The sequence below is a fragment of the Butyricimonas sp. Marseille-P2440 genome, from assembly GCF_900091675.1.
Classification (GTDB): Bacteria; Bacteroidota; Bacteroidia; order Bacteroidales; family Marinifilaceae; genus Butyricimonas; species Butyricimonas synergistica.
The window spans coordinates 761342-780293 of record NZ_LT594610.1; the positions used below are offsets into that span (position 1 = coordinate 761342).

Sequence of the window (18952 nt, forward strand, 5' to 3'; positions counted from 1 at the left end):
TTGGAGCGCAGATACTAGTACTTTTCATAAGTGTAACACGTGCAATAATCTTGCCAAAAATTCTGTCTGTTGATGGTTTCGGGTACTGGGAAATATATTGGTTTTATTCGTGTTATGCTGCATTGTTCTGTTTCGGCTACAATGACGGGATATACTTGAAATATGGAGGATACGAATATGCTCAACTTCCTATAATACAAATACGCTCTGCCAATAGATTTTTATTGAATATTCTTGGTATCATATCTCTTGTCGGGGGTATTTGTTGCTGGTTTTTGGGATCTAAAAGTGATGAAACGTTTTCTTTTATTTTTGTAATACTCAATATACCGATTGTTTGCTTTACCGGTATCCTTATTTATATATTTCAGATAACCAACCAATTTAAGAAATACAGTTTTTTTTCGACAATTGACAAGATATTGGTTATACTTGTTATAATGACCATAATAATTGTTGGTAAAGTTAATTATAAATACATTGTTTTGGCTGATTTTATTGGCAGAGTGTTGGTCATTTTATTAATGGTCAGCAGAGCAAAAGAGTTGATATGGGGCGAAACTTTAAATCATAGACAATCTTTTCGTTTTCTTGTAGAGACTGTAAGTGTAGGCATAAAGCTTATGATAGCAAATCTTATGGGGATGCTTTTAGTCGGAGCGGGTAAAATCATTGTTCAACTTTTTGGTGACATTCGAAAATTTGCAGTTTATTCATTCGGAGTCTCCATAACAGGATTGATATTGACAGCTGTGACTGCAATCAGTCTTGTTTTGTATCCTTCGCTCAAACGAATTTCAAAAGAACGGTATCCGACTTTATTTAGTCAAATCAATTCATTTACGCAATTGTTCGGTGTGACAGCATTACTCGTTTATTTCCCGTGTGTTCTTTTCATCGAGTGGTTTTATCCGAAGTATATAGATATAATACCTTTTTTGAATATATTTTTCCTGATAGTGTATACGAATATTAAAATATCGGTTCTGACAAATATATTCTTTAATGTACTTAGGCGTGAAAAAGACATGCTTCGTGCGAATTTCATGTGTATTGGGATATTCATCATCATAAGTGTAGTTACGTTTAATATTAATAAGGAAATTTGGGTCATTGCCTTATGTACTTTTGTTGCACTCTTGTTTCGTGCATATTATTCAGAAATGTTCCTTTCTGCAAAATTGGGTGTAATAGGACGAAAAAACTTCGTATTGGAGATAACGTATTTGATCGTATTCTTGTTGTCAACTTCATTTATGTCATTCAATATGGCTTTATGTACCATGATAGCGGTATTTGTAATTTGGAATATAATGAATTTTAATGTAAATCACCAATTGCTAGTTAAATTGAAAAGCCTTGTAAAATGAAGATAGTCGTGATTTGTGGGTCTTACATGCCTGATTATTCGGCAGTGGGGATATGCGCTAAAAATATTGTAGATGAATTTGTAAAACAGGGGTATGATGTTACTGTCATTGCAGAGCGGACTGCTTCCCCTATTATGGAAACGCATGCAGAAGAGATCAGGCATATTACGACACCTTTGTTAGAACTGTATTTTAGCAAACATAGATTTGTTCGTTTGTTGTATCGTATGATCAGATATTTGCAAGCAATATTTTCTTTTGAAAACATAAAAAAAGATATCGTTGTATCCTATATTAAAGAACTTAAAGATACGAATAATGTAAAAAAAATTGATTTGATTGTTCCCTTGTGTTTTCCATTTGAAGCACTTCTTGCAGCAAATAGATTTGCGGTAGGTGCTAAAACGAGGGTCACGCCGGTAATATTTGATAATTTCATAAATAATGATAGGCTTCATAGGTTAAAATGGAATAGAGTTGTAAAAACTAAAATACATTTAAAATCATTAAAAAAGATTCTTGCAGAATCAGCTAAAGTATTTGTTATTCATTCCCAGTTACAATTTTTTAAACATGAGTTTAAAGAAGAAACACATAAACTCATGTTTATAGAACATCCGCTTCTTTTACCTCCGGACAGAGAACAGAAAACTTCAACAACAGTTTTTTATGCAGGTTCTTTTTTAAAGAGATATGTTCCTTCCGGGGGAATGGCAAAAATACTTGAAAGTGTGATTCCTCAAATACAGAATCATTTTGAATTTTGTGTTATGGGAAATGACTTGACGCCTATAAGAATGTTGGAATCAAAATTTCCGGATAAAATTTTTAATAATGGAAGAGTGCCTTTTAAAGAAGTAATGGAAAAGATGGCAAATGCCGGATTCTTGATTTCTGTTGCAGAATTAGAAGGTATTCAAATTTCGAGTAAAATTTTCACTTATATTTCTACGGGAAAGCCGATTATCCATTTTTATTATGTAAATAATGATATCAATTTGCATATTTTAGAAAAATATCCACTCTTGTGTGCTATTAATTTGAAAGAAGAGGATAAAAATAAATTGAAGGATAAATTGGTGGCCTTTTTAAAGGCTAAGCATGAAATTATGGATTTTGATAAAATCCAAACTTTATTTTCAGAGGCAAGTCCTAAGTTTGTAGTTGATAATATCATTTCTTGTTTGTGATGGTTATTGAAGCAGCAAAAACAAAATTATTTTGGCAAAGTATCTTTGCTGCTGTAATTTTTGTTTTAGCCTATTGGGGGATTAATTACATGAGTGATTGGGAGGGATACGAGCATTTTTTTTATTATCCTGAAAAATCCAGAGATGTATTGTATGCTTTCCTTTCTGAAATATTTAAGGATAAGGGATATTCATTTACAGACTTATATAAATTCCACATATTGCTTATTTCGTTTTCTTATATATGTCTTTTCAAGTCGCTTAAAATTAATCCAATACTTATAGTTCTTGTATCTCTTGCATTTAATTATGTTGCCATCGGTAATCAGATAAGATATTATTTGGCTTTTCCTTTGACATTATATGCTTTTTTAAGGTGGGTAAAAAAAGAATATATATTTGCTATTATTTTGCTTATTATTTCAGTGCTGGAACACAAATCTGCCATTATTTTGTTCTCGGTGTTGGCAATATTTAGAAAGTATTTGTATAAATGTTCATTTCAAAAGCAATTCTTATTAATATTATTGGCTAACGTTATTATATTTTTTTTGTTCGATTATAGTAGTTCCTTTGATGAGAAGTATGATGATTATAAAAAAATCAGTCAGATATCCTCTTTGACAGGTGGTGTTTTTAATGTAATGCCTTATTTACTATCAATATATTCTTGTGTAAAAATCAATAATATGTTTCGAAAAGGTGATTTAGAATTAACAAGAAGCCCTAATTATATATTTTTATATACATGCTCGATAGCTCCAACTGTTTTCTTGTTTTCAGGATTATATATTCAAATTTTGGCAAATAGGTTTATAATTGCAATGTTTCCCATTTGGATTGCTTTTTTTATTTATTCTTTTCGTAACTCTACTCTAAAGAAAACAAGAAAAACGATTTCCATGATGGCTTGGATTTCCATGATCGTATTGATGTTTTGGAAATTCTGTCTGAATCCATTACTAGGAATAGTTGATTATTTTGTTGAAATGTATTTAATGTTATCATCTTATCAGATATGAAGTTGATATTTAAGTGTTAAATAGTTATAAATGATATATTTTTCGAGGGTCTCAATTAAATACCAGAGAAGAAAATAGTAATGGATAAGTTTATCATTGTTAATGCTACGGCTTTAGATCAGAGCGGAGCTCTCAGCATCGTGAAGCAGTTCGTTGAAAATATACCTGAAAATGCTATTAATTGGCTTATTTTTGTTTCAGATAGGATTTTATTGGAGGGTGACAGATTGAATGTCAGAATTGAACCAATAGCCAAAGTCAAACCAATGCATAAAAGATTTTGGTGGGATGTAGTGGGGTTAAATAAATGGTTAAAACAAAAAGGGATAGAACCGATCGCTTGCGTTTCTTTACAGAACACAGGATTTCATGTTTACAAGAAACATATTCCTCATTTCATTTATTATCACCAATCAATTCCTTTTTTCCCTTATTCGTGGAATCCGTTAAAAGCGGAACAGCGTAGTTTGTGGTTTTATAAACATATATATCCTATTTTCGTGAAACTTTTCCTCAAAAAGGATACGAAAATATTTGTGCAGCTTGATTTTATAAAAGAAGGGTTTGCAAAGAAATTTCATCATCCTATAAATAATATTGAAATTTTCTTTCCTTCCGTCGTAAAGCCTAAGACTGATTTAAGTATTGCTTTATCTGATAACTGTTTGAATCTGTTTTATCCTGCGACATCCTTTTTCTATAAAAATCATAAAGTGGTCAGGGAAGCGGCAAGTAAGTTAGAAATGAACGTAAAGTTTTATTTTACATTGCCTAAAGACGGAAGTTTTGGGTGCATAGAATGTATCGGAACAATTCCTTATGAGCAAGTCTGTTCCATGTACAGGGCGTGCGATGCTCTTGTTTTTCCGAGTTATATAGAAACATTTGGCTTGCCGTTGATTGAAGCGGCTATGACGGGACTTCCAATACTTGTTTCTGACTTACCTTATGCCAGAGAGGTGTTGGATGGCTATGAAGGTGCTGTATTTGTGAAATATAATAATTCCGATGCATGGACTAAAGCTATAGGGAATTTAAAAAAAGGGAAGAGATTCAGACCTCTTGATGTGTCCCAAAGACCTAGTTGGAGGGAGTTATTTGAATCGATCTTATCAACAATATAAATTATAATTTTTTATGTCAGTATTTAAGGATAAGGTCCTACTGATTACAGGTGGGACCGGGTCGTTTGGTAATGCCGTGCTCAGGCGTTTCCTTGATTCAGATATTAAAGAAATTCGCATTTTTTCGCGCGATGAGAAAAAGCAAGACGATATGCGTCACAAGCTACAAAGTACGAAAGTAAAATATTTTATAGGGGATGTTCGTGATAAGCAGTCGGTTGACATTGCGATGCACGGGGTTGACTATGTGTTTTCTGCTGCCGCTCTAAAGCAAGTGCCTTCGTGTGAGTTTTTCCCAATGGAAGCGACACGTACTAACGTGGAAGGTACTAATAATGTGCTTATCAGTGCTATTGAGCATTGTGTTAAGAATGTTGTGGTGCTCTCTACCGATAAGGCTGCTTATCCTATTAATGCGATGGGAATTTCTAAAGCATTAATGGAGAAAGTTGCTATTGCAAAAGGGCGAGAACTTGGTGAAAATGCCGCTACAACAATATGCTGTACGCGATACGGTAATGTAATGGCAAGTCGAGGTTCTGTGATACCTTTATGGGTAGATCAAATGATGAGTGGTGAGCCTATTACTATTACCGATCCGGAAATGACTCGTTTCATGATGACACTTGACGATGCGGTAGATTTAGTAATCTATGCTTTTACACATGGGCACAATGGCGATCTCTTTGTGCAGAAAGCTCCAGCTGCAACCCTTGCAATCCTTGCTCAAGCCCTCAAAGAACTTTATATAAAGGTTGATCCTAAATGTGGCGAAACGGAAATCAAGGTTATTGGAACTCGTCATGGAGAAAAGTTATACGAAACGCTCGTTACCCGAGAGGAAATGGCCAAAGCGATTGATATGGGTAACTATTATCGTATTCCTTGTGATACTCGCGATCTTAACTATGATAAATATTTTACTCAAGGAGAGGGATCTCTGACTTCGGTTGAAGAATATCATAGTCACAACACGATACGTCTTGATGTGGAAGGAATGAAAGAACAACTGATGCGCCTGCGTTTCATTCAGGCGGATCTTGGCATGATAGAGTCTGAAAAATCAAAAGAAATCCGTAGCGAATAATTATGAAATTTCTCGTACTTGGGTGTAACGGTATGGCCGGGCACCAAATATCATTATATCTTCAAGAACAAGGTCATGATGTTACGGGCTTTGCACTTGAGAAGTCAAAATTACTCAATAAAAGTATTGCTGGTGATGCAACTGATTTTCCTTTGTTAAAGAAATTCATACAGGAAGGTAAATATGACACAGTCATTAATTGCATAGGAATTCTTAATCAGTTTGCAGAGCGGAATCATGCTTTGGCAACTTTACTTAATAGCTATCTCCCGCATTTTGTTGCGATGGTTGCTAATGAAGTTGGGACACATGTAATTCACATGAGTACGGATTGTGTGTTTTCTGGAGTTAGAGGACAATACACAGAAGAGGATTTCCCTGATGGCGTCACGTTCTATGATAGAAGCAAAGCGCTAGGAGAACTTGTTGATGACCAAAATATTACATTACGCAACTCTATTGTTGGTCCCGATATTAATCAACTAGGAATTGGTCTTTTGAATTGGTTTATGCTACAGAATGGCGAAATTAATGGTTATACCGGTGCTTTGTGGACGGGGCAAACTACTCTCCAATTGGCGAAGACGATGGAAGTTGCGGCAAAGGAACGAGCAACAGGCTTATATAATACGGTACCAGATTGCCTTATATCTAAATATGACCTTCTTGGTCTGTTCAATAAATATTTTCGAGGGAATAGATTGACAATTCATCCTGTAACGGGGGTGAATGCAGACAAGTCCCTCAAACGTACACGTTTTGGTTTTAGTTATCGAATTCCAGATTACGAAAAAATGGTAGCAGAGGCTGCCGAGTGGATTTTTGCACATAAATATCTCTATCCCCATTATAATTTATAACATGAAGAAAATAAAGTTAATGACGATTTTGGGTACTCGTCCTGAAATCATCAAAATGTCGGAAATCATTAAGAAGTCTGACCAATATTTTGACCATGTTTTAGTCCATACGGGGCAAAACTATGATTATACTCTTAATGAAGTTTTCTTCAAAGAGTTGGGACTTCGCCAACCGGATTATTATCTTGGTGTGGTTGGTGAAAATTTAGGGCAAACAATGGGTAATGTTATAGCTAAGGCTTATGAGTTGATGGCAGAGGTAAAGCCAGATGCAGTGATAGTTCTTGGTGATACAAACTCTTGTCTTAGTGTAATTGCTGCTAAGCGCCTTAAAATTCCAGTTTTTCACATGGAAGCAGGGAATCGTTGTAAAGATGAAAATTTGCCAGAGGAAGTTATACGCCGTATCGTGGATGTTACAAGCGATGTCAACCTTTGCTACTCGGAGCAAGCTCGTCGGTATATTCTTGATAGTGGTGTAAAATCGGAATATACCTATGTGGTTGGTTCTCCGATGGCAGAAGTATTCAAGATTCATCAAAATTCTGTTGTAGGAAGTAACATCTTGAATGAACTTGGACTTGGAAAAAGAAAGTACATTCTTCTATCTGCTCACCGCGAGGAAAATATTGATATTGAATCAAATTTTAATTCCTTGATGGAGGCAGTGAATAGTATGGCTCTTTGTTATGATATGCCTGTGTTATATTCATGTCATCCTCGTTCTGAAAAGTATATAGCAACTCGTGGCTTTGAGTTTGATAAACGTATCATCAAGCATAAACCTCTTGGGTTCTTTGATTATAATAAATTACAACAAAACGCTTTCTGCGTGGTAAGTGATAGCGGAACACTTCCAGAAGAGGCTGCTTATCTGCATTTTCCGGCAGTTTCGATACGGACTTCAACTGAACGTCCGGAGGCTATGGACAGTGGGGTATTTGTAATTGGTTCAATCTCCTCAGAGGTTGTTATACAAGCTGTACAGATGGCTGTAGATATGCATGAAAATGGCTACCTTCCATCGCCGGTAAAAGCATATACCGATGATAATGTTTCTGATAAGGTTGTTCGCCTTATATTGTCTTATACGAGTATAATTAATAAAATGATTTGGCGAAAATCATGAAACTGTTAATCGTAACACCTCATTTCTACCCTGAGAATTTCAAGGTTAACGATATGGCTTTTGAACTTCAACGAAGAGGGCACGATGTTAGTGTCATGACTGCAATTCCTGATTATCCCGAAGGAAGATTTTACAAAGGCTATGGTATATTTAAAAGGGGTAGGGAAATTTTGCATGGAGTAAAAGTACATCGTTCTTTGATAATCTCGCGTCATTCTGGTACTTCTATTTGGCTGGCTTTGAATTATATTTCATATACTTTTTTTGCTTCTTTTAAAAGTTTGTGGTTTGGCTTGACTCGAAAATATGATGCTATTATTGTTCATGAACCTTCACCTGTATTAGTTGGAGTTCCCGCTGTAATCGTGAAGAAGCTCCAAAGAATTCCTATTCATTTTTGGGTTCTTGATTTGTGGCCGGAAAGTCTTTCAGCTGCTGCTGGTATTAAAAATAAATATATTCTTGTTCTATTTGAAAAACTGACCAAGTGGATTTACAATAATAGTACAACCCTTTTGATAGGCTCCAAAGGATATGAGAGTTCTATACGTGAGAAGGGGGATTTTAAAGATAAGATTGAATTTTTTCCCAATTGGGTTGAAGGTTCTTTAGGATCCCCTAAGGTTGTGGAGGTACCTCGATTGCCTAAGGGGTTTAATATCGTAATTGCGGGTAATATGGGGGATGCACAGGATTTACCTCATCTAATGACTGCAGTTTGTTTGCTAAAAGGTTCTAATATTAATTTTAATTTTATAGGTGACGGGAGAAGACGGGAGTTTGTTGAACAGAATATTAAAGATAATGGATTGGAACAAAATGTATTTTGTTATGGTCGTTATCCGCTCGAAGCTATGCCAAGTTTCTTTAATCAGGCTGATTTATTATTTTTTGCATTGAAAGACTCGCCTGTTTTTACCTTGACAGTACCATCAAGACTTCAGGCATATATGTCTTCGGGGAAGCCTATTGTTGCGATGATAAATGGCGAGGGTGCTGATGTCATCAAGGATGCAGATTGTGGTTGGAGTGTTCCTGCGGGACAATCCGAACAGTTGGCTGAGCTTTTAAAGATATTGTCTGGCATGGATAAAAATGAACTTGAAAAGAAGGGGGAGAACGGTAAGAGTTACAGTCAAAAATATTATGATTTTAAGTGCTGTATAGATCATCTAGAACAAATCTTAGGCGTGAAATAATGAAATCGATAATAATTACAGGTATCCATGGTTTTGTTGGCTCTAATCTTGTTAGAGCGCTGAAAGATTCGTATATTATATATGGTCTTGATATTGTAAGTCCAGATAAGGAAGGTGTTGTAAGGACTTTTTCATGGTATGAATTGGATAATTGCAATATACCAAAAGTTGATGTTATCATTCATCTTGCCGGAAAGGCTCATGATACGAAGAATGAAACTATGACTCAAGTTTATTTCGATATAAACACGGGGTTGACGCAGAGGGTATTCGATTATTTTTTGTGCTCGTCGGCACGAAAATTTGTGTTCTTTAGTTCTGTGAAAGCGGTGGCGGATTTTGTACTCGGGGATAAGTTGACGGAGGAGGTGATTCCAACCCCGATAGGTCCTTACGGCGAGAGTAAAATAGCGGCAGAGAATTATATACAAGAAGCGTTTGACGGTTACCGCTCGAGTGCCGTGGACGTCAATAAGCGAGTTTACATTTTACGCCCTTGCATGATTCATGGACCGGGGAATAAGGGGAACTTGAATTTGTTGTATAGTGTAGTGAAGAAAGGGTTGCCGTGGCCATTGGGGGATTTCGAAAACAGGAGGTCGTTCACGTCGGTGGACAATCTTTGTTACGTGGTGAACGGGCTGATCGAGAAGGATGTTCCGTCGGGGATATATCACATGGCGGATGACGAGCCCCTCTCAACCAACGAATTGGTCAGAGAGATGTGCGAGGTGATGGGGAAGAAACCGCATATTTGGCGAATGAACAAGGAATTGATGAAGGAGTGTGCGGGCTTGGGAACGCTCTTGCGTTTACCGTTGAACCTAGAACGATTGAGGAAATTGACAGAGAATTACGTGGTGTCTAACGAGAAGATCAAGCGGGCGTTGGGAATTGAACGAATGCCGGTGACAGCGGTGGAAGGACTTAGGAAAACGATAAAATCATTTACTAATTTAATGATTTAAAGATTTACGATTAGGAGAGATTCATGGATTATGTTTTAAACTTTTAGTTTTCATGTTGTATTATTTGTTCGTGTTTGTGGTGTTGTTTGCCTTGGAATTAGTTTATTTCCGGGTGGCGGATCGGTTTAATATTATTGATCGACCTAACGAGAGAAGTTCGCATATGAGGATTACTTTGCGGGGAGGGGGAATTGTATTTTACACGGGGGCATTGGTTTATTTTGTGGCGAGTGGTTTCGTGTACCCGTGGTTTATGTTGGGATTGACTTTGATTGCGGGGGTGAGTTTCATGGATGACGTACGTTCGGTATCTTCTAAATTAAGGCTGGGAATCCATTTTTTTGCGATGTTGTTGATGTTTTACCAATGGGGAATGTTGGAATTGTCCTGGTGGTATTTGCTTGTTGTTTTGGTGGTTTGCACGGGAATTATAAATGCTTATAATTTTATGGATGGCATAAATGGAATCACGGGAGGGTATAGCTTGGTAGTACTTTGCGGGTTGGCTTACGTGAATTCATGGATTGCGCCGTTTGTTGAAAGTGGTATGATCTACACGATGATTGTAAGTGTGGTTGTGTTTGATTTTTTTAATTTCCGACGGAAGGCAAAATGTTTTGCTGGAGATGTTGGGTCTGTCGGAATTGCCTTTGTTATCTTGTTTCTGCTTGGAAAATTAATATTGACGACAGGAGATTTTAGCTATATCATATTTTTGGCGGTGTATGGGGTGGATAGTGTGTTGACGATAGTGCATCGGTTGATGTTGCACGAGAATATTGGGTTACCTCACCGAAAGCATATGTATCAATTAATGGCGAACGAGCTAAAGTTGCCACATTTGGTGGTTTCTATGTTGTATATGTTGGTTCAGGGAGTAATTATAGTGATATATTTGGCTCTGCCGGAATTGCATTACATTAGTTTTATGGGAAGTTTGGTGGTGCTTGGTGGGGGATATGTGTGGTTTATAAAAAAGTATTTTTATTTGCATTTAAGAATTGGAAACTAGAGGGTATTTATAGTTTTAAATTGGCTGTTTCGTAATCAGATGGGGTGAAAATTGATGATATGCCTCGGGCGGAGTGTGCCCGGGGCCTTTTTATTTTAATAATTTCTAATATTTATGCTATGAAAAATTTGTTGGAAACAAGGTTTTTTGCTTTGTTGGCTGAAGGTTCAAGTGAGAGTTTTGAAGACGAGAGTTTTGAAGTTGCCATTCGGGAGTTCGCGGGGGAGTTGCGAGAGGTGAGCGAGGCGGAAGATGAGCTCATGGTCAGGGAAAGAATGCTGACGGGAGCTCGGGTGGGGTTGGAATTCTGGTTGGAGCGTGTTGAGAGGGACGGCGCTTTTGGAAAAAAATGGGGAGGGGGCTTGTTGTTATATCCGGGTGGCGTTGAAGCTGGTGGAGGCGGAGTGCCGTTGGTCACGTGAGCGGGGGGATTGCCGGAGAACGGATGACAGTAAGAAAGCGGTCCGGGTGATGATCCGGTGGAAGTCGACGAAGTACAAGATGATGATCATGGAGTTGATCGAGGGACTGGTACTGGTGGATGAGTTGTATTCGCCTGCCGGGGATGCGTTGGGGGAGAAGGAGCTGGTGGCGATGGTGAAAGAGGTGTTCGGGGAGGATATATCGAATTATCAGCAATTGCGGGAGCAGTTTTTTGATCGCAAGCGGGAGTTGACGCCTTTTTTGAAGCGGATGATTGCCGCTATCTTGAAGGAGGCGGATGACAGGTGCGGGTGGAGGAGGAAGAATTAGGGATTCTGTGATTTGGTGATTGCCGATTGGGTGATTCCGTTAAGGGATGACTCAATCGGTAATTTTTATTTTTGGAAGTAGGTTGATAAAGTTTCTGCAATATTTTCGGATATATCCGAAAATTGTTACATTTGTGCAAAATCTTTGGATATGAACGAAAAATTCAACCTACTTCGGAAGTATAATTTTGGGGGGATAAACCTTAGGAATAACGAGTAAAAAAGAGGATAGAGCAAGTTATTTGGAATTAAAGCGGGCTGGATTCGATGTTTATGTCGGAGCCTTGCGTAATAAGGAGGTGGATTTTGTTACCAAAAAAGCGGATAGAATCATCTATTGGCAATGTACCTATATGCTGACGGATGAAGCTACTATAGAAAGGGAGTATTCCGCTTTTAAAGGAATTGACGATAATTTTGAAAAGATAGTGGTTTCTTTAGATGATATTGTAATGCCTTTACGAGATGGCATTAAACATGTTCAAGCATGGAATCTATATGCTTTACTTCGAAAAGAAGAATAGTAGAAGGTTTGAAATGAAAAATAGGTATATGTAGATAGGTCGGGGCTCTATGATTTGGTGATTGCCGATTGGGTGATTCTGTTAGGGGGATGACTCAATTGGCAATTTTTATTTTTGGAATGGGGTTGATGGATAGATGTTTGCAAGGAAATGTTATGAATTAATAATTACGTGTAGTAGGCAGGTTGTGGGGATGCGCTAATATTGCATTCGCAAGTCGAGGTGATTTGTGATAATCATTTAAAAGAAAAAATTATGGCAAGAGTAAGTAGTGTTTTTAGGCTTAAAGGACGAGTCGGGAATATCGTCTTTTGCGAACGGGGCGGGAAGCTTTACATGAGGGCTTTGCCCTCGGTGGTACGTAACCCGAAAACGGCAAAACAGGAAGCGGTGCGCTCGAAATTCAGGGTGGCAGTGGAGTTTTACCAAAGGGTGAAGGAATCGCCTATCGGGAGAATCTGGAACGAGTCGGCGAAGGGAATCGCGGTTAACGGGTATGCTTTGCATATGAAGTTGAACGTGAAGGCTTTCAAAGAGGACGGGAAAATCAGGGATTTTTCGCAGATTCATTTTACGGCAGGGAAGAGGCAGTGCGTGTATGATTTGGTGGGGAAAATGGATGAGGAGGGGCAGGTGGTGTTGTGCTGGGATGGAGATTCGGATGAGGAAGAACCCGAGATGGATGACCGGTTGGGGGTGATTGTGATTTACGGGAATCGGGAGTTTATGCCGATGGTCGTGGAGGGAGTGGAAGCCCGGAGGTGTGATGGAGGTGCAAGTTTTCGTGTTGACCGGGAGGCGGGCGTAAAAGTGCATTTATATTGTTTTTTCGTGTCGGATAAGGGTATGGAGTATTCAAATTCTCAATATATCTGTTTATGAGTGGGGTGAGTCCGATAAAGAACGTGGCGGATGCCGTGAGCGGGGTGGTGGAGCGATTGACTTTGCCTGCCCGGGAAAAGAAGCAACTGGAGGCGGATTTGTTACGATTGTTGCTGGAAAGAGAGCAGGAGTTGATACAGGCACAGGTTGCGTTGTTGCAGGAGGAGGGGAAAGGGAATTGGTTGCAACGGTCGTGGCGACCTTTGGTGATGCTGACGTTTGCCGCGGTGATTTTGATGGGTACGTTCACGAATATATCGATTCTCTCGGATACTTCCCGTTTTTGGGATTTACTGGAGATCGGGCTGGGTGGATACGTGGTCGGGAGAAGCGGGGAGAAAATCTTGACAACCCTCGCGAAGAGCCGACGCTGACACGATTCGGTGATGATTTACGATTTTAAATTACGATTTATGATTTTAGATTATGGCGTTTTTAATTCTCAGTTTTCAATTGTCAACCATCGGTTGGAGGGAGATGGGGTGGTTCATGTGGATTGCGGGAAGAATACACAAGTGATTGCCGGACCGGATATGATTATTCTGCATTACACTGCCGGTTCGAGTGTTATGTCATCGGTTCGTTATCTGGCAAGACCGGATGTGGCGGCTTCGGCTCATCTCGTGATCGGGAGGGCGGGAGAAGTGGTTCAGTTGGTACCGTTTAATATTGTGGCTTGGCATGCTGGGAAAAGCCGATACGCGGGACGGAGCGGTTTGAACCATTGTTCGCTGGGGATAGAGTTGGATAATTTAGGACAACTTCGGCAGGAAGGAGGAAAGTTTGTCGCGGAGTGCGGGGTTGTGGTGCCTTTCGATGAGGTGTATGTTGATGAGGCGGGATCGGGAAAAACGTATTGGCATAGGTACACTGAAGTACAGGAAAGAGTGCTTGCCGAGGTGTGCGGGGTATTGACTGATAGTTATTCAATTCAGGAGATCGTGGGGCATTCGGATGTGACAGAGAGAAAGGTAGATCCCGGACCTGCATTGCAGTTGCCGGACTGGGTGAGATATTATTGATTTTGTGATTGCCGATTGGGTGATTTACAAATAGAAAACGAGTGTTTATTTTTATATTTATTCATTTTTAAATTTTATTGTTATGGCAAAATTTAATTCTTATTTATTAGGTAGGGTAACGAAGTCTGTTGGTAACGTGACGATGTGTTACATGAACAAGCAGAATGTCGCCAGGGCGAAGATTTTCGCGAGAAAGGATAATCCGAGTCCGGAGGTGTTGGTGCAACGGGCGAAGATGAAGGCGTTGATTGAACTATCACGCTGGCTGTTGCCCGTGGTTCAGAAAGGATTCCGGGGAATAGGGAACGGTACGACTTCTAACGCGTTTGTTTCATTGAACATGGGATGCGTGAGCGTTGGGGAGGATTATGCGGTGACGGTGGATTATACCCGTCTGCTTGTGGCTACCGGAATCAGGAATACGCCGAAGGTTTCCGTAACCTACGATTCGGACACGAATAAGTATTTTTTTGAGCAAGAGTCCGAGAAAGCGGAAGAGGGGTATGCTGCCAGCGATGACTTGGTGTATGCCGTGTTGTATGAAACGGAAGCACAAAGGTCTAGATTAGTAGCTTTACGTGTCCGAGGTGAAAGTGGGAGTACGAGTTATCCGTTGCCCGAGAATTGGTCGGAGGAGAACGTGAAAGCCTATTGTTTCGCGATGAAGAAAAACGGGAAGGTCTGTTCGAATAGCGTGAGTCTGACAGTAGGGTAACAAGGGGAGAGGCTGTGTTCAACACAGCCTCGAGTCCATAAGGTCTAAATGTCCGTAAAGTCGTAAGGTCGCATATGTTATAAAATTGTAGAACTGAATTTTGTTTAAGTGATTGTATTTTAAATTGTTGTAATTTTAACAATAAAAAAGTGGGGGAAAGTGGTTTAAAGTGGGAAATTATTTAATAACTTTACATCACTAAATTGGATAAAGAATATGTTGTCGTTTATAGGAGATTATACATGCAAGTTGGATAGCAAGGGACGCTTGGTGGTACCGGCTGTTTTTCGTAAGGAAATGCAGGCTGTACAGGAGGGTTCTTTCGTGTTGCAGCGAAATATTTTCGAGGCATGTATAGATGTTTATCCTAAGGGCGAATGGTTGAGGCTGGCGGAAGAGTTGCGGGCTAAATTGAGCCCGTTTAACCAGGAACATATGCGTTTCCGAAGAGGTTTTTTCCATGGCGCTTTGGAGGTGGAGCTGGATGCTAACGGGCGTATTCTGATTCCCCGTAAAATGCTTGAGCAAGTGGCGATTGAGGGCGATGAGATCGTTTTGGTCGGGTTGGATTCGAAGATCGAGATTTGGGATAAAATAAAGTATGAAGAGGGTGCGTTGAGTACGGAGGAATTTGTACTTTTGACGGATAAATTGAATTTTGGAAATTTAGGATTGTGATGAATATGGAATCTTTGTATCATGTGCCGGTATTGTTGAAAGAATCTGTTTCCGGGTTGAATATTGACCCGGAGGGGGTGTATCTCGATTTGACTTTCGGGGGCGGAGGTCATTCGCGGGAGATTCTGAAACGTTTGGAGGGCGGTTGCCTGATAGGGTTTGATCAAGATTCGGATGCGTTAGCGAACGTGCCGGATGATAGCCGTTTTATTTTCGTGAACCATAATTTCCGTTACTTGCGGAATTTTTTGCGGTATTGCGGGTATGATAAGGCGGATGGTATTCTTGCAGATTTGGGCGTGTCGTCACACGAGTTTGATGAGGCTGACCGGGGATTTTCGTTTCGGTTTGACGCGGAACTGGATATGCGGATGAACAGGAAAGGACGGTTGAAGGCAACTGACGTGTTGAATACATATAGCGAGGAGGAGTTGATCCGGGTGTTTCGGGAGTATGGCGAGGTGGAGAATGCCCGCGGTTTGGTGGGGTTGATTCTGAAGGCTCGGGCGGAGAAGCCGATTGAACGTTCGGAGGAGTTTTTGCAAGTGATAGCGCCCCGGGTGCCGAAGCAGAAGGAGAAAAAATATTTGGCACAGGTGTATCAAGCGTTGCGTATCGAGGTGAACGGGGAATTGGATGTATTGAAAGAAATGTTGCAACAGGCGGAACTGGCATTGCGTCCCGGGGGACGTTTGGTGGTGATTACCTATCACTCGCTGGAAGACCGGATCGTGAAAAATTTCCTGAAGAGCGGGAATTTCGAGGGAAAAGTGGAAAAAGATTTTTACGGACACGTGAAACGGAATTTTGAGTTGGTGAACCGGAAGGTGATTGTTCCGTCGGAGGAGGAGGTAGAACGTAACCCGAGAGCTAGAAGTGCCAAATTGAGAATAGCGGAAAGGATGTGATATGAAGTGGTTCAAGAAAAAGAAAGTGAAGGATTTTGTATCTCCCTCCCAGGAGCAGAAGGAGGTATTGGCAGAGTCCATGAAGGAGGTGTTGGACGGGCGTCTGCTCGCCGATACGGTGTTGCGCCGGAATATGGGGTTTATTCTTTTCTTGACGTTATTGGGAATCTTGTATATCGCGAATGGATATAACACGGAGAAGTTGTACATGAAGAAGGTGGCGTTGGAGAAGGAGTTGGGCAATTTGCGTTTCGAGTCGGTAACGACGGCTTCTGAATTAATGCGGATCAGCGTGCCTTCGGAGGTGGAGAGACGCGTGAAGGAAGCGGGTTTGGATTTGGTACAGAGTAAAGAACCTCCGGTAAAGATAGAGAAATAGGTATGGCATCTTCAATGAAACATGAGTTGGCGGGACGTCTGGGGCTTGTTTACCTGGTGGTGATCGGGATTGCGGTGTTGATCGTGATACAGGCTTTGTATGTTCAGGTGTGGAAGGGGGATGAATTGAGAAGACAAGCTCAGAATGTTTCCAAAAAAGATTTTGTGATAGCTCCCGTTCGGGGAAATATATATGCCGATGACGGGCGTATTCTTGCCAGTTCCGTGCCGTATTATTCGCTCCGGTTTGATTGTGTGGCGGTGGCGGATACGCTGTTTAGGCGAAAGGTGGATAGCCTGGCAATTTGCCTGTCAAAGTTTTTCGGGGATGCTTCGGCAGCGGTGTACAGGCAGAAGTTATGGAAAGGAAAATTCGGGGCGAAACCTAATCGTTACCTGTTGATTAACAAGAAGAAAATTTCTTATACCGAACTTATGGCGGTTAAGAAATTTCCTATTTTTCGGGAGAGGGGTACCCGAAGCGGTTTGATTCTTGAGCAAGAGAACGTGAGATTGCAGCCGCATCGTGATCTGGCATTCCGGACGATAGGGTATTTGAATGAAGCGGCGGATGGCAGTTTCGAAGGACGTGTGGGAATAGAAGGTGCTTTCGAGAAACAATTGCGGGGTGTGCCGGGAAGGAGTTTTCGGCAGATGATGTCCGGTAGATGGATTTCTATGACGGAGGAAGAGCCAGTGGATGGAAATGACGTGGTGACAACGATTAATGTAGATTGTCAAGATATTGTGCAGGGAGCGTTGACTCGCCAGTTGGAATATTACAGGGCGGATGCCGGTACTGCTATTTTGATGGAAGTGAAGACGGGAGATATTAAGGCGATAGCGAACGTGTCGAAAACGTCGTCGGGTTATCGTGAGGTGTTGAATAACGCGATTATGGATGCGGCGGAACCGGGATCGGTGATTAAGGCTGCCACGATGGTGGCTCTGCTTGAAGACGGGTACGTGCATCCGGCGGATACGATCGATTTAGGGGATGGCATATATACGCATGATGGGGTGACTTTGCGGGAGTCCAAGAGACCGGTAGGGAAAGTGACGGTGCAATCTATTTTCGAGCGTTCGCTGAATGGTATTACGGAATTGGTGTACGAACATTATCGCAAACAGCCGGAAAAATTTGTAAACCGATTGTATGCCATGGGGTTGAATCGGAAAGTGGGGATTGATATCGTGGGAGAGGCGGAACCGTACATCAAGTATCCCACGGATAAGTCGTGGAGCGGAACTTCCTTACGATGGATGAGTTTCGGGTATGAGTTAAAGGTGACTCCGTTGCAAGTGTTGGCATTTTATAACGCCTTGGCAAATGATGGAAAGCGGATGAAGCCCCGTATTGTAAAAGAGATTCGTGACGGGAGCCAGGTGATAGAACGTTTGGAACCGGAGGTGGTAACTAATAATATATGCAGCAAGCAGACTTTGGAGTACATGAAGCAAATGATGGAAGGGGTTGTGGAGAATGGTACGGCGAAGAATTTGAGAAATGCGGCTTGCAAGATCGCGGGAAAGACGGGTACCGCGAAAATAGCGGCAGGTAAGAAAGGATATAAGGTAGAACCTAAATATAGAGCCAGTTTCGTGGGGTATTTTCCCGCGGATAAGCCTTTGTACACGTGTATTGTGGTGGTGGATAACCCGTCGACTTCGGTAGGGTATTACGGGAATGTCGTGTCGGGAAATGTATTTCGGGAGATAGCCGATAAGATTTATTCGATGGCATCGTTGATGCGGCATGATGATGCTGAGGTGAAATTTGATAAGATATTGCCAATCAGTCAGAACGGGATGAAACAAGATTTTCTGACCATATATGATAATTTGGGCATAGATGTGACTGACGAGGCGGGGAATGCCGAATGGGTGATAACTTCCCGGGATAAGGAAGGGAAAGAGTTTGAACTGAAAGCACGAAACGTGGATTTCTCCGTGATACCGAACGTGAAAGGAATGGGGTTGAGGGATGCGCTGTATTTGTTGGAAAATAGCGGGTTGAAGGTTGGTGTAAGCGGGAGCGGGACGGTGAGTAAGCAGTCGTTGGAACCGGGGCAGAGGGTGAGAAAGGGAAGTTATATAGGGATAGTACTGGATTGAAGATTATTTGATATATA

At 40.7% G+C, this 18952-nt stretch carries 21 protein-coding genes; all 21 read left to right on the forward strand.

What is annotated here, in order from left to right; genetic code table 11:
• The first annotated feature begins 440 nt into the window (after positions 1-440).
• The 21 genes from BN8899_RS14135 to BN8899_RS14235 all read left to right on the forward strand — a co-directional run bounded on the left by BN8899_RS14135 (position 441) and on the right by BN8899_RS14235 (position 18935).
• Complete coding sequence (locus BN8899_RS14135) at positions 441-1370, forward strand: polysaccharide biosynthesis protein (protein ID WP_148375442.1); 930 nt, start codon at positions 441-443, stop codon at positions 1368-1370.
• Positions 1367-2560 carry a glycosyltransferase family protein gene (locus BN8899_RS14140; RefSeq protein WP_065219911.1) on the forward strand — a complete coding sequence of 398 codons (1194 nt, stop codon included), beginning with the start codon at positions 1367-1369 and terminating at the stop codon, positions 2558-2560. Before BN8899_RS14135 ends, BN8899_RS14140 begins: the two co-directional genes overlap by 4 nt.
• Complete coding sequence (locus tag BN8899_RS14145) at positions 2560-3582, forward strand: EpsG family protein (RefSeq protein WP_065219912.1); 1023 nt, start codon at positions 2560-2562, stop codon at positions 3580-3582. The genes BN8899_RS14140 and BN8899_RS14145 overlap by 1 nt, the downstream gene beginning before the upstream one ends.
• An 80-nt stretch (positions 3583-3662) precedes the next feature.
• Positions 3663-4706, forward strand: coding sequence for a glycosyltransferase (locus BN8899_RS14150; RefSeq protein WP_065219913.1), 1044 nt, complete (start codon positions 3663-3665; stop codon positions 4704-4706).
• A gap of 13 nt (positions 4707-4719) precedes the next feature.
• On the forward strand, positions 4720-5793 hold the full coding sequence (locus BN8899_RS14155) for a polysaccharide biosynthesis protein (RefSeq protein ID WP_065219914.1): 1074 nt from the start codon (positions 4720-4722) through the stop codon (positions 5791-5793).
• Between the two features lie 2 nt (positions 5794-5795).
• Positions 5796-6653, forward strand: coding sequence for an SDR family oxidoreductase (locus BN8899_RS14160; RefSeq protein WP_065219915.1), 858 nt, complete (start codon positions 5796-5798; stop codon positions 6651-6653).
• Between the two features lies 1 nt (position 6654).
• Positions 6655-7782, forward strand: a complete 1128-nt coding sequence (gene wecB, locus BN8899_RS14165; RefSeq protein ID WP_065219916.1) for a non-hydrolyzing UDP-N-acetylglucosamine 2-epimerase — start codon at positions 6655-6657, stop codon at positions 7780-7782.
• Complete coding sequence (locus tag BN8899_RS14170) at positions 7779-8981, forward strand: glycosyltransferase family 4 protein (RefSeq protein WP_065219917.1); 1203 nt, start codon at positions 7779-7781, stop codon at positions 8979-8981. The genes wecB and BN8899_RS14170 overlap by 4 nt, the downstream gene beginning before the upstream one ends.
• Positions 8981-9949 (forward strand): NAD-dependent epimerase/dehydratase family protein, encoded by a 969-nt coding sequence (locus BN8899_RS14175; RefSeq protein WP_065219918.1) that lies wholly within the window; start codon positions 8981-8983, stop codon positions 9947-9949. Before BN8899_RS14170 ends, BN8899_RS14175 begins: the two co-directional genes overlap by 1 nt.
• Positions 9950-10004: 55 nt before the next feature.
• Positions 10005-10961, forward strand: a complete 957-nt coding sequence (locus tag BN8899_RS14180) for an MraY family glycosyltransferase (RefSeq protein WP_065220744.1) — start codon at positions 10005-10007, stop codon at positions 10959-10961.
• Positions 10962-11080: 119 nt separating this feature from the next.
• Complete coding sequence (locus tag BN8899_RS14185) at positions 11081-11383, forward strand: hypothetical protein (protein ID WP_148375446.1); 303 nt, start codon at positions 11081-11083, stop codon at positions 11381-11383.
• Positions 11301-11714: a hypothetical protein gene (locus BN8899_RS14190; protein ID WP_148375448.1), complete on the forward strand. Its 414-nt coding sequence runs from the start codon at positions 11301-11303 to the stop codon at positions 11712-11714. Before BN8899_RS14185 ends, BN8899_RS14190 begins: the two co-directional genes overlap by 83 nt.
• Before the next feature lie 241 nt (positions 11715-11955).
• The gene (locus tag BN8899_RS14195; protein WP_065219921.1) at positions 11956-12237 is read left to right on the forward strand and encodes an ATP-binding protein; all 282 of its coding nucleotides are present in this window, start codon (positions 11956-11958) and stop codon (positions 12235-12237) included.
• A gap of 255 nt (positions 12238-12492) precedes the next feature.
• Positions 12493-13119, forward strand: a complete 627-nt coding sequence (locus tag BN8899_RS14200; RefSeq protein WP_065219922.1) for a DUF6266 family protein — start codon at positions 12493-12495, stop codon at positions 13117-13119.
• A complete protein-coding gene (locus tag BN8899_RS14205; RefSeq protein WP_065219923.1) occupies positions 13116-13493 on the forward strand; it encodes a 3TM-type holin in 378 nt (125 codons plus the stop codon). The genes BN8899_RS14200 and BN8899_RS14205 overlap by 4 nt, the downstream gene beginning before the upstream one ends.
• A 39-nt stretch (positions 13494-13532) precedes the next feature.
• On the forward strand, positions 13533-14141 hold the full coding sequence (locus BN8899_RS14210) for an N-acetylmuramoyl-L-alanine amidase (protein ID WP_018336898.1): 609 nt from the start codon (positions 13533-13535) through the stop codon (positions 14139-14141).
• 82 nt (positions 14142-14223) lie between these two features.
• Positions 14224-14856, forward strand: a complete 633-nt coding sequence (locus BN8899_RS14215; RefSeq protein WP_065219924.1) for a DUF6266 family protein — start codon at positions 14224-14226, stop codon at positions 14854-14856.
• 216 nt (positions 14857-15072) lie between these two features.
• A complete protein-coding gene (gene mraZ, locus BN8899_RS14220; protein WP_018336896.1) occupies positions 15073-15534 on the forward strand; it encodes a division/cell wall cluster transcriptional repressor MraZ in 462 nt (153 codons plus the stop codon).
• The gene (gene rsmH / locus BN8899_RS14225) at positions 15534-16442 is read left to right on the forward strand and encodes a 16S rRNA (cytosine(1402)-N(4))-methyltransferase RsmH (protein WP_065219925.1); all 909 of its coding nucleotides are present in this window, start codon (positions 15534-15536) and stop codon (positions 16440-16442) included. The genes mraZ and rsmH overlap by 1 nt, the downstream gene beginning before the upstream one ends.
• A gap of 1 nt (position 16443) precedes the next feature.
• Entirely contained in the window at positions 16444-16821 is a 378-nt protein-coding gene (locus tag BN8899_RS14230; protein WP_018336894.1) for an FtsL-like putative cell division protein, read from the forward strand.
• Between the two features lie 2 nt (positions 16822-16823).
• Positions 16824-18935, forward strand: coding sequence for a penicillin-binding protein (locus BN8899_RS14235; RefSeq protein ID WP_231932367.1), 2112 nt, complete (start codon positions 16824-16826; stop codon positions 18933-18935).
• Positions 18936-18952 lie beyond the last annotated feature (17 nt).

Excerpts from the sequence above, each read along its gene's own strand:
- rsmH (WP_065219925.1), top strand. The coding sequence starts at position 15,534 with ATGAATATGGAATCTTTGTATCATGTGCCGGTATTGTTGAAAGAATCT.
- BN8899_RS14235 (WP_231932367.1), top strand. The coding sequence starts at position 16,824 with ATGGCATCTTCAATGAAACATGAGTTGGCGGGACGTCTGGGGCTTGTT.
- BN8899_RS14175 (WP_065219918.1), top strand. The coding sequence starts at position 8,981 with ATGAAATCGATAATAATTACAGGTATCCATGGTTTTGTTGGCTCTAAT.
- BN8899_RS14210 (WP_018336898.1), top strand. The coding sequence starts at position 13,533 with ATGATTTTAGATTATGGCGTTTTTAATTCTCAGTTTTCAATTGTCAAC.
- BN8899_RS14145 (WP_065219912.1), top strand. The coding sequence starts at position 2,560 with ATGGTTATTGAAGCAGCAAAAACAAAATTATTTTGGCAAAGTATCTTT.
- BN8899_RS14140 (WP_065219911.1), top strand. The coding sequence starts at position 1,367 with ATGAAGATAGTCGTGATTTGTGGGTCTTACATGCCTGATTATTCGGCA.
- BN8899_RS14160 (WP_065219915.1), top strand. The coding sequence starts at position 5,796 with ATGAAATTTCTCGTACTTGGGTGTAACGGTATGGCCGGGCACCAAATA.
- BN8899_RS14150 (WP_065219913.1), top strand. The coding sequence starts at position 3,663 with ATGGATAAGTTTATCATTGTTAATGCTACGGCTTTAGATCAGAGCGGA.
- BN8899_RS14230 (WP_018336894.1), top strand. The coding sequence starts at position 16,444 with ATGAAGTGGTTCAAGAAAAAGAAAGTGAAGGATTTTGTATCTCCCTCC.
- mraZ (WP_018336896.1), top strand. The coding sequence starts at position 15,073 with ATGTTGTCGTTTATAGGAGATTATACATGCAAGTTGGATAGCAAGGGA.
- BN8899_RS14135 (WP_148375442.1), top strand. The coding sequence starts at position 441 with ATGACCATAATAATTGTTGGTAAAGTTAATTATAAATACATTGTTTTG.
- BN8899_RS14215 (WP_065219924.1), top strand. The coding sequence starts at position 14,224 with ATGGCAAAATTTAATTCTTATTTATTAGGTAGGGTAACGAAGTCTGTT.
- BN8899_RS14170 (WP_065219917.1), top strand. The coding sequence starts at position 7,779 with ATGAAACTGTTAATCGTAACACCTCATTTCTACCCTGAGAATTTCAAG.
- BN8899_RS14185 (WP_148375446.1), top strand. The coding sequence starts at position 11,081 with ATGAAAAATTTGTTGGAAACAAGGTTTTTTGCTTTGTTGGCTGAAGGT.
- wecB (WP_065219916.1), top strand. The coding sequence starts at position 6,655 with ATGAAGAAAATAAAGTTAATGACGATTTTGGGTACTCGTCCTGAAATC.
- BN8899_RS14155 (WP_065219914.1), top strand. The coding sequence starts at position 4,720 with ATGTCAGTATTTAAGGATAAGGTCCTACTGATTACAGGTGGGACCGGG.
- BN8899_RS14200 (WP_065219922.1), top strand. The coding sequence starts at position 12,493 with ATGGCAAGAGTAAGTAGTGTTTTTAGGCTTAAAGGACGAGTCGGGAAT.
- BN8899_RS14205 (WP_065219923.1), top strand. The coding sequence starts at position 13,116 with ATGAGTGGGGTGAGTCCGATAAAGAACGTGGCGGATGCCGTGAGCGGG.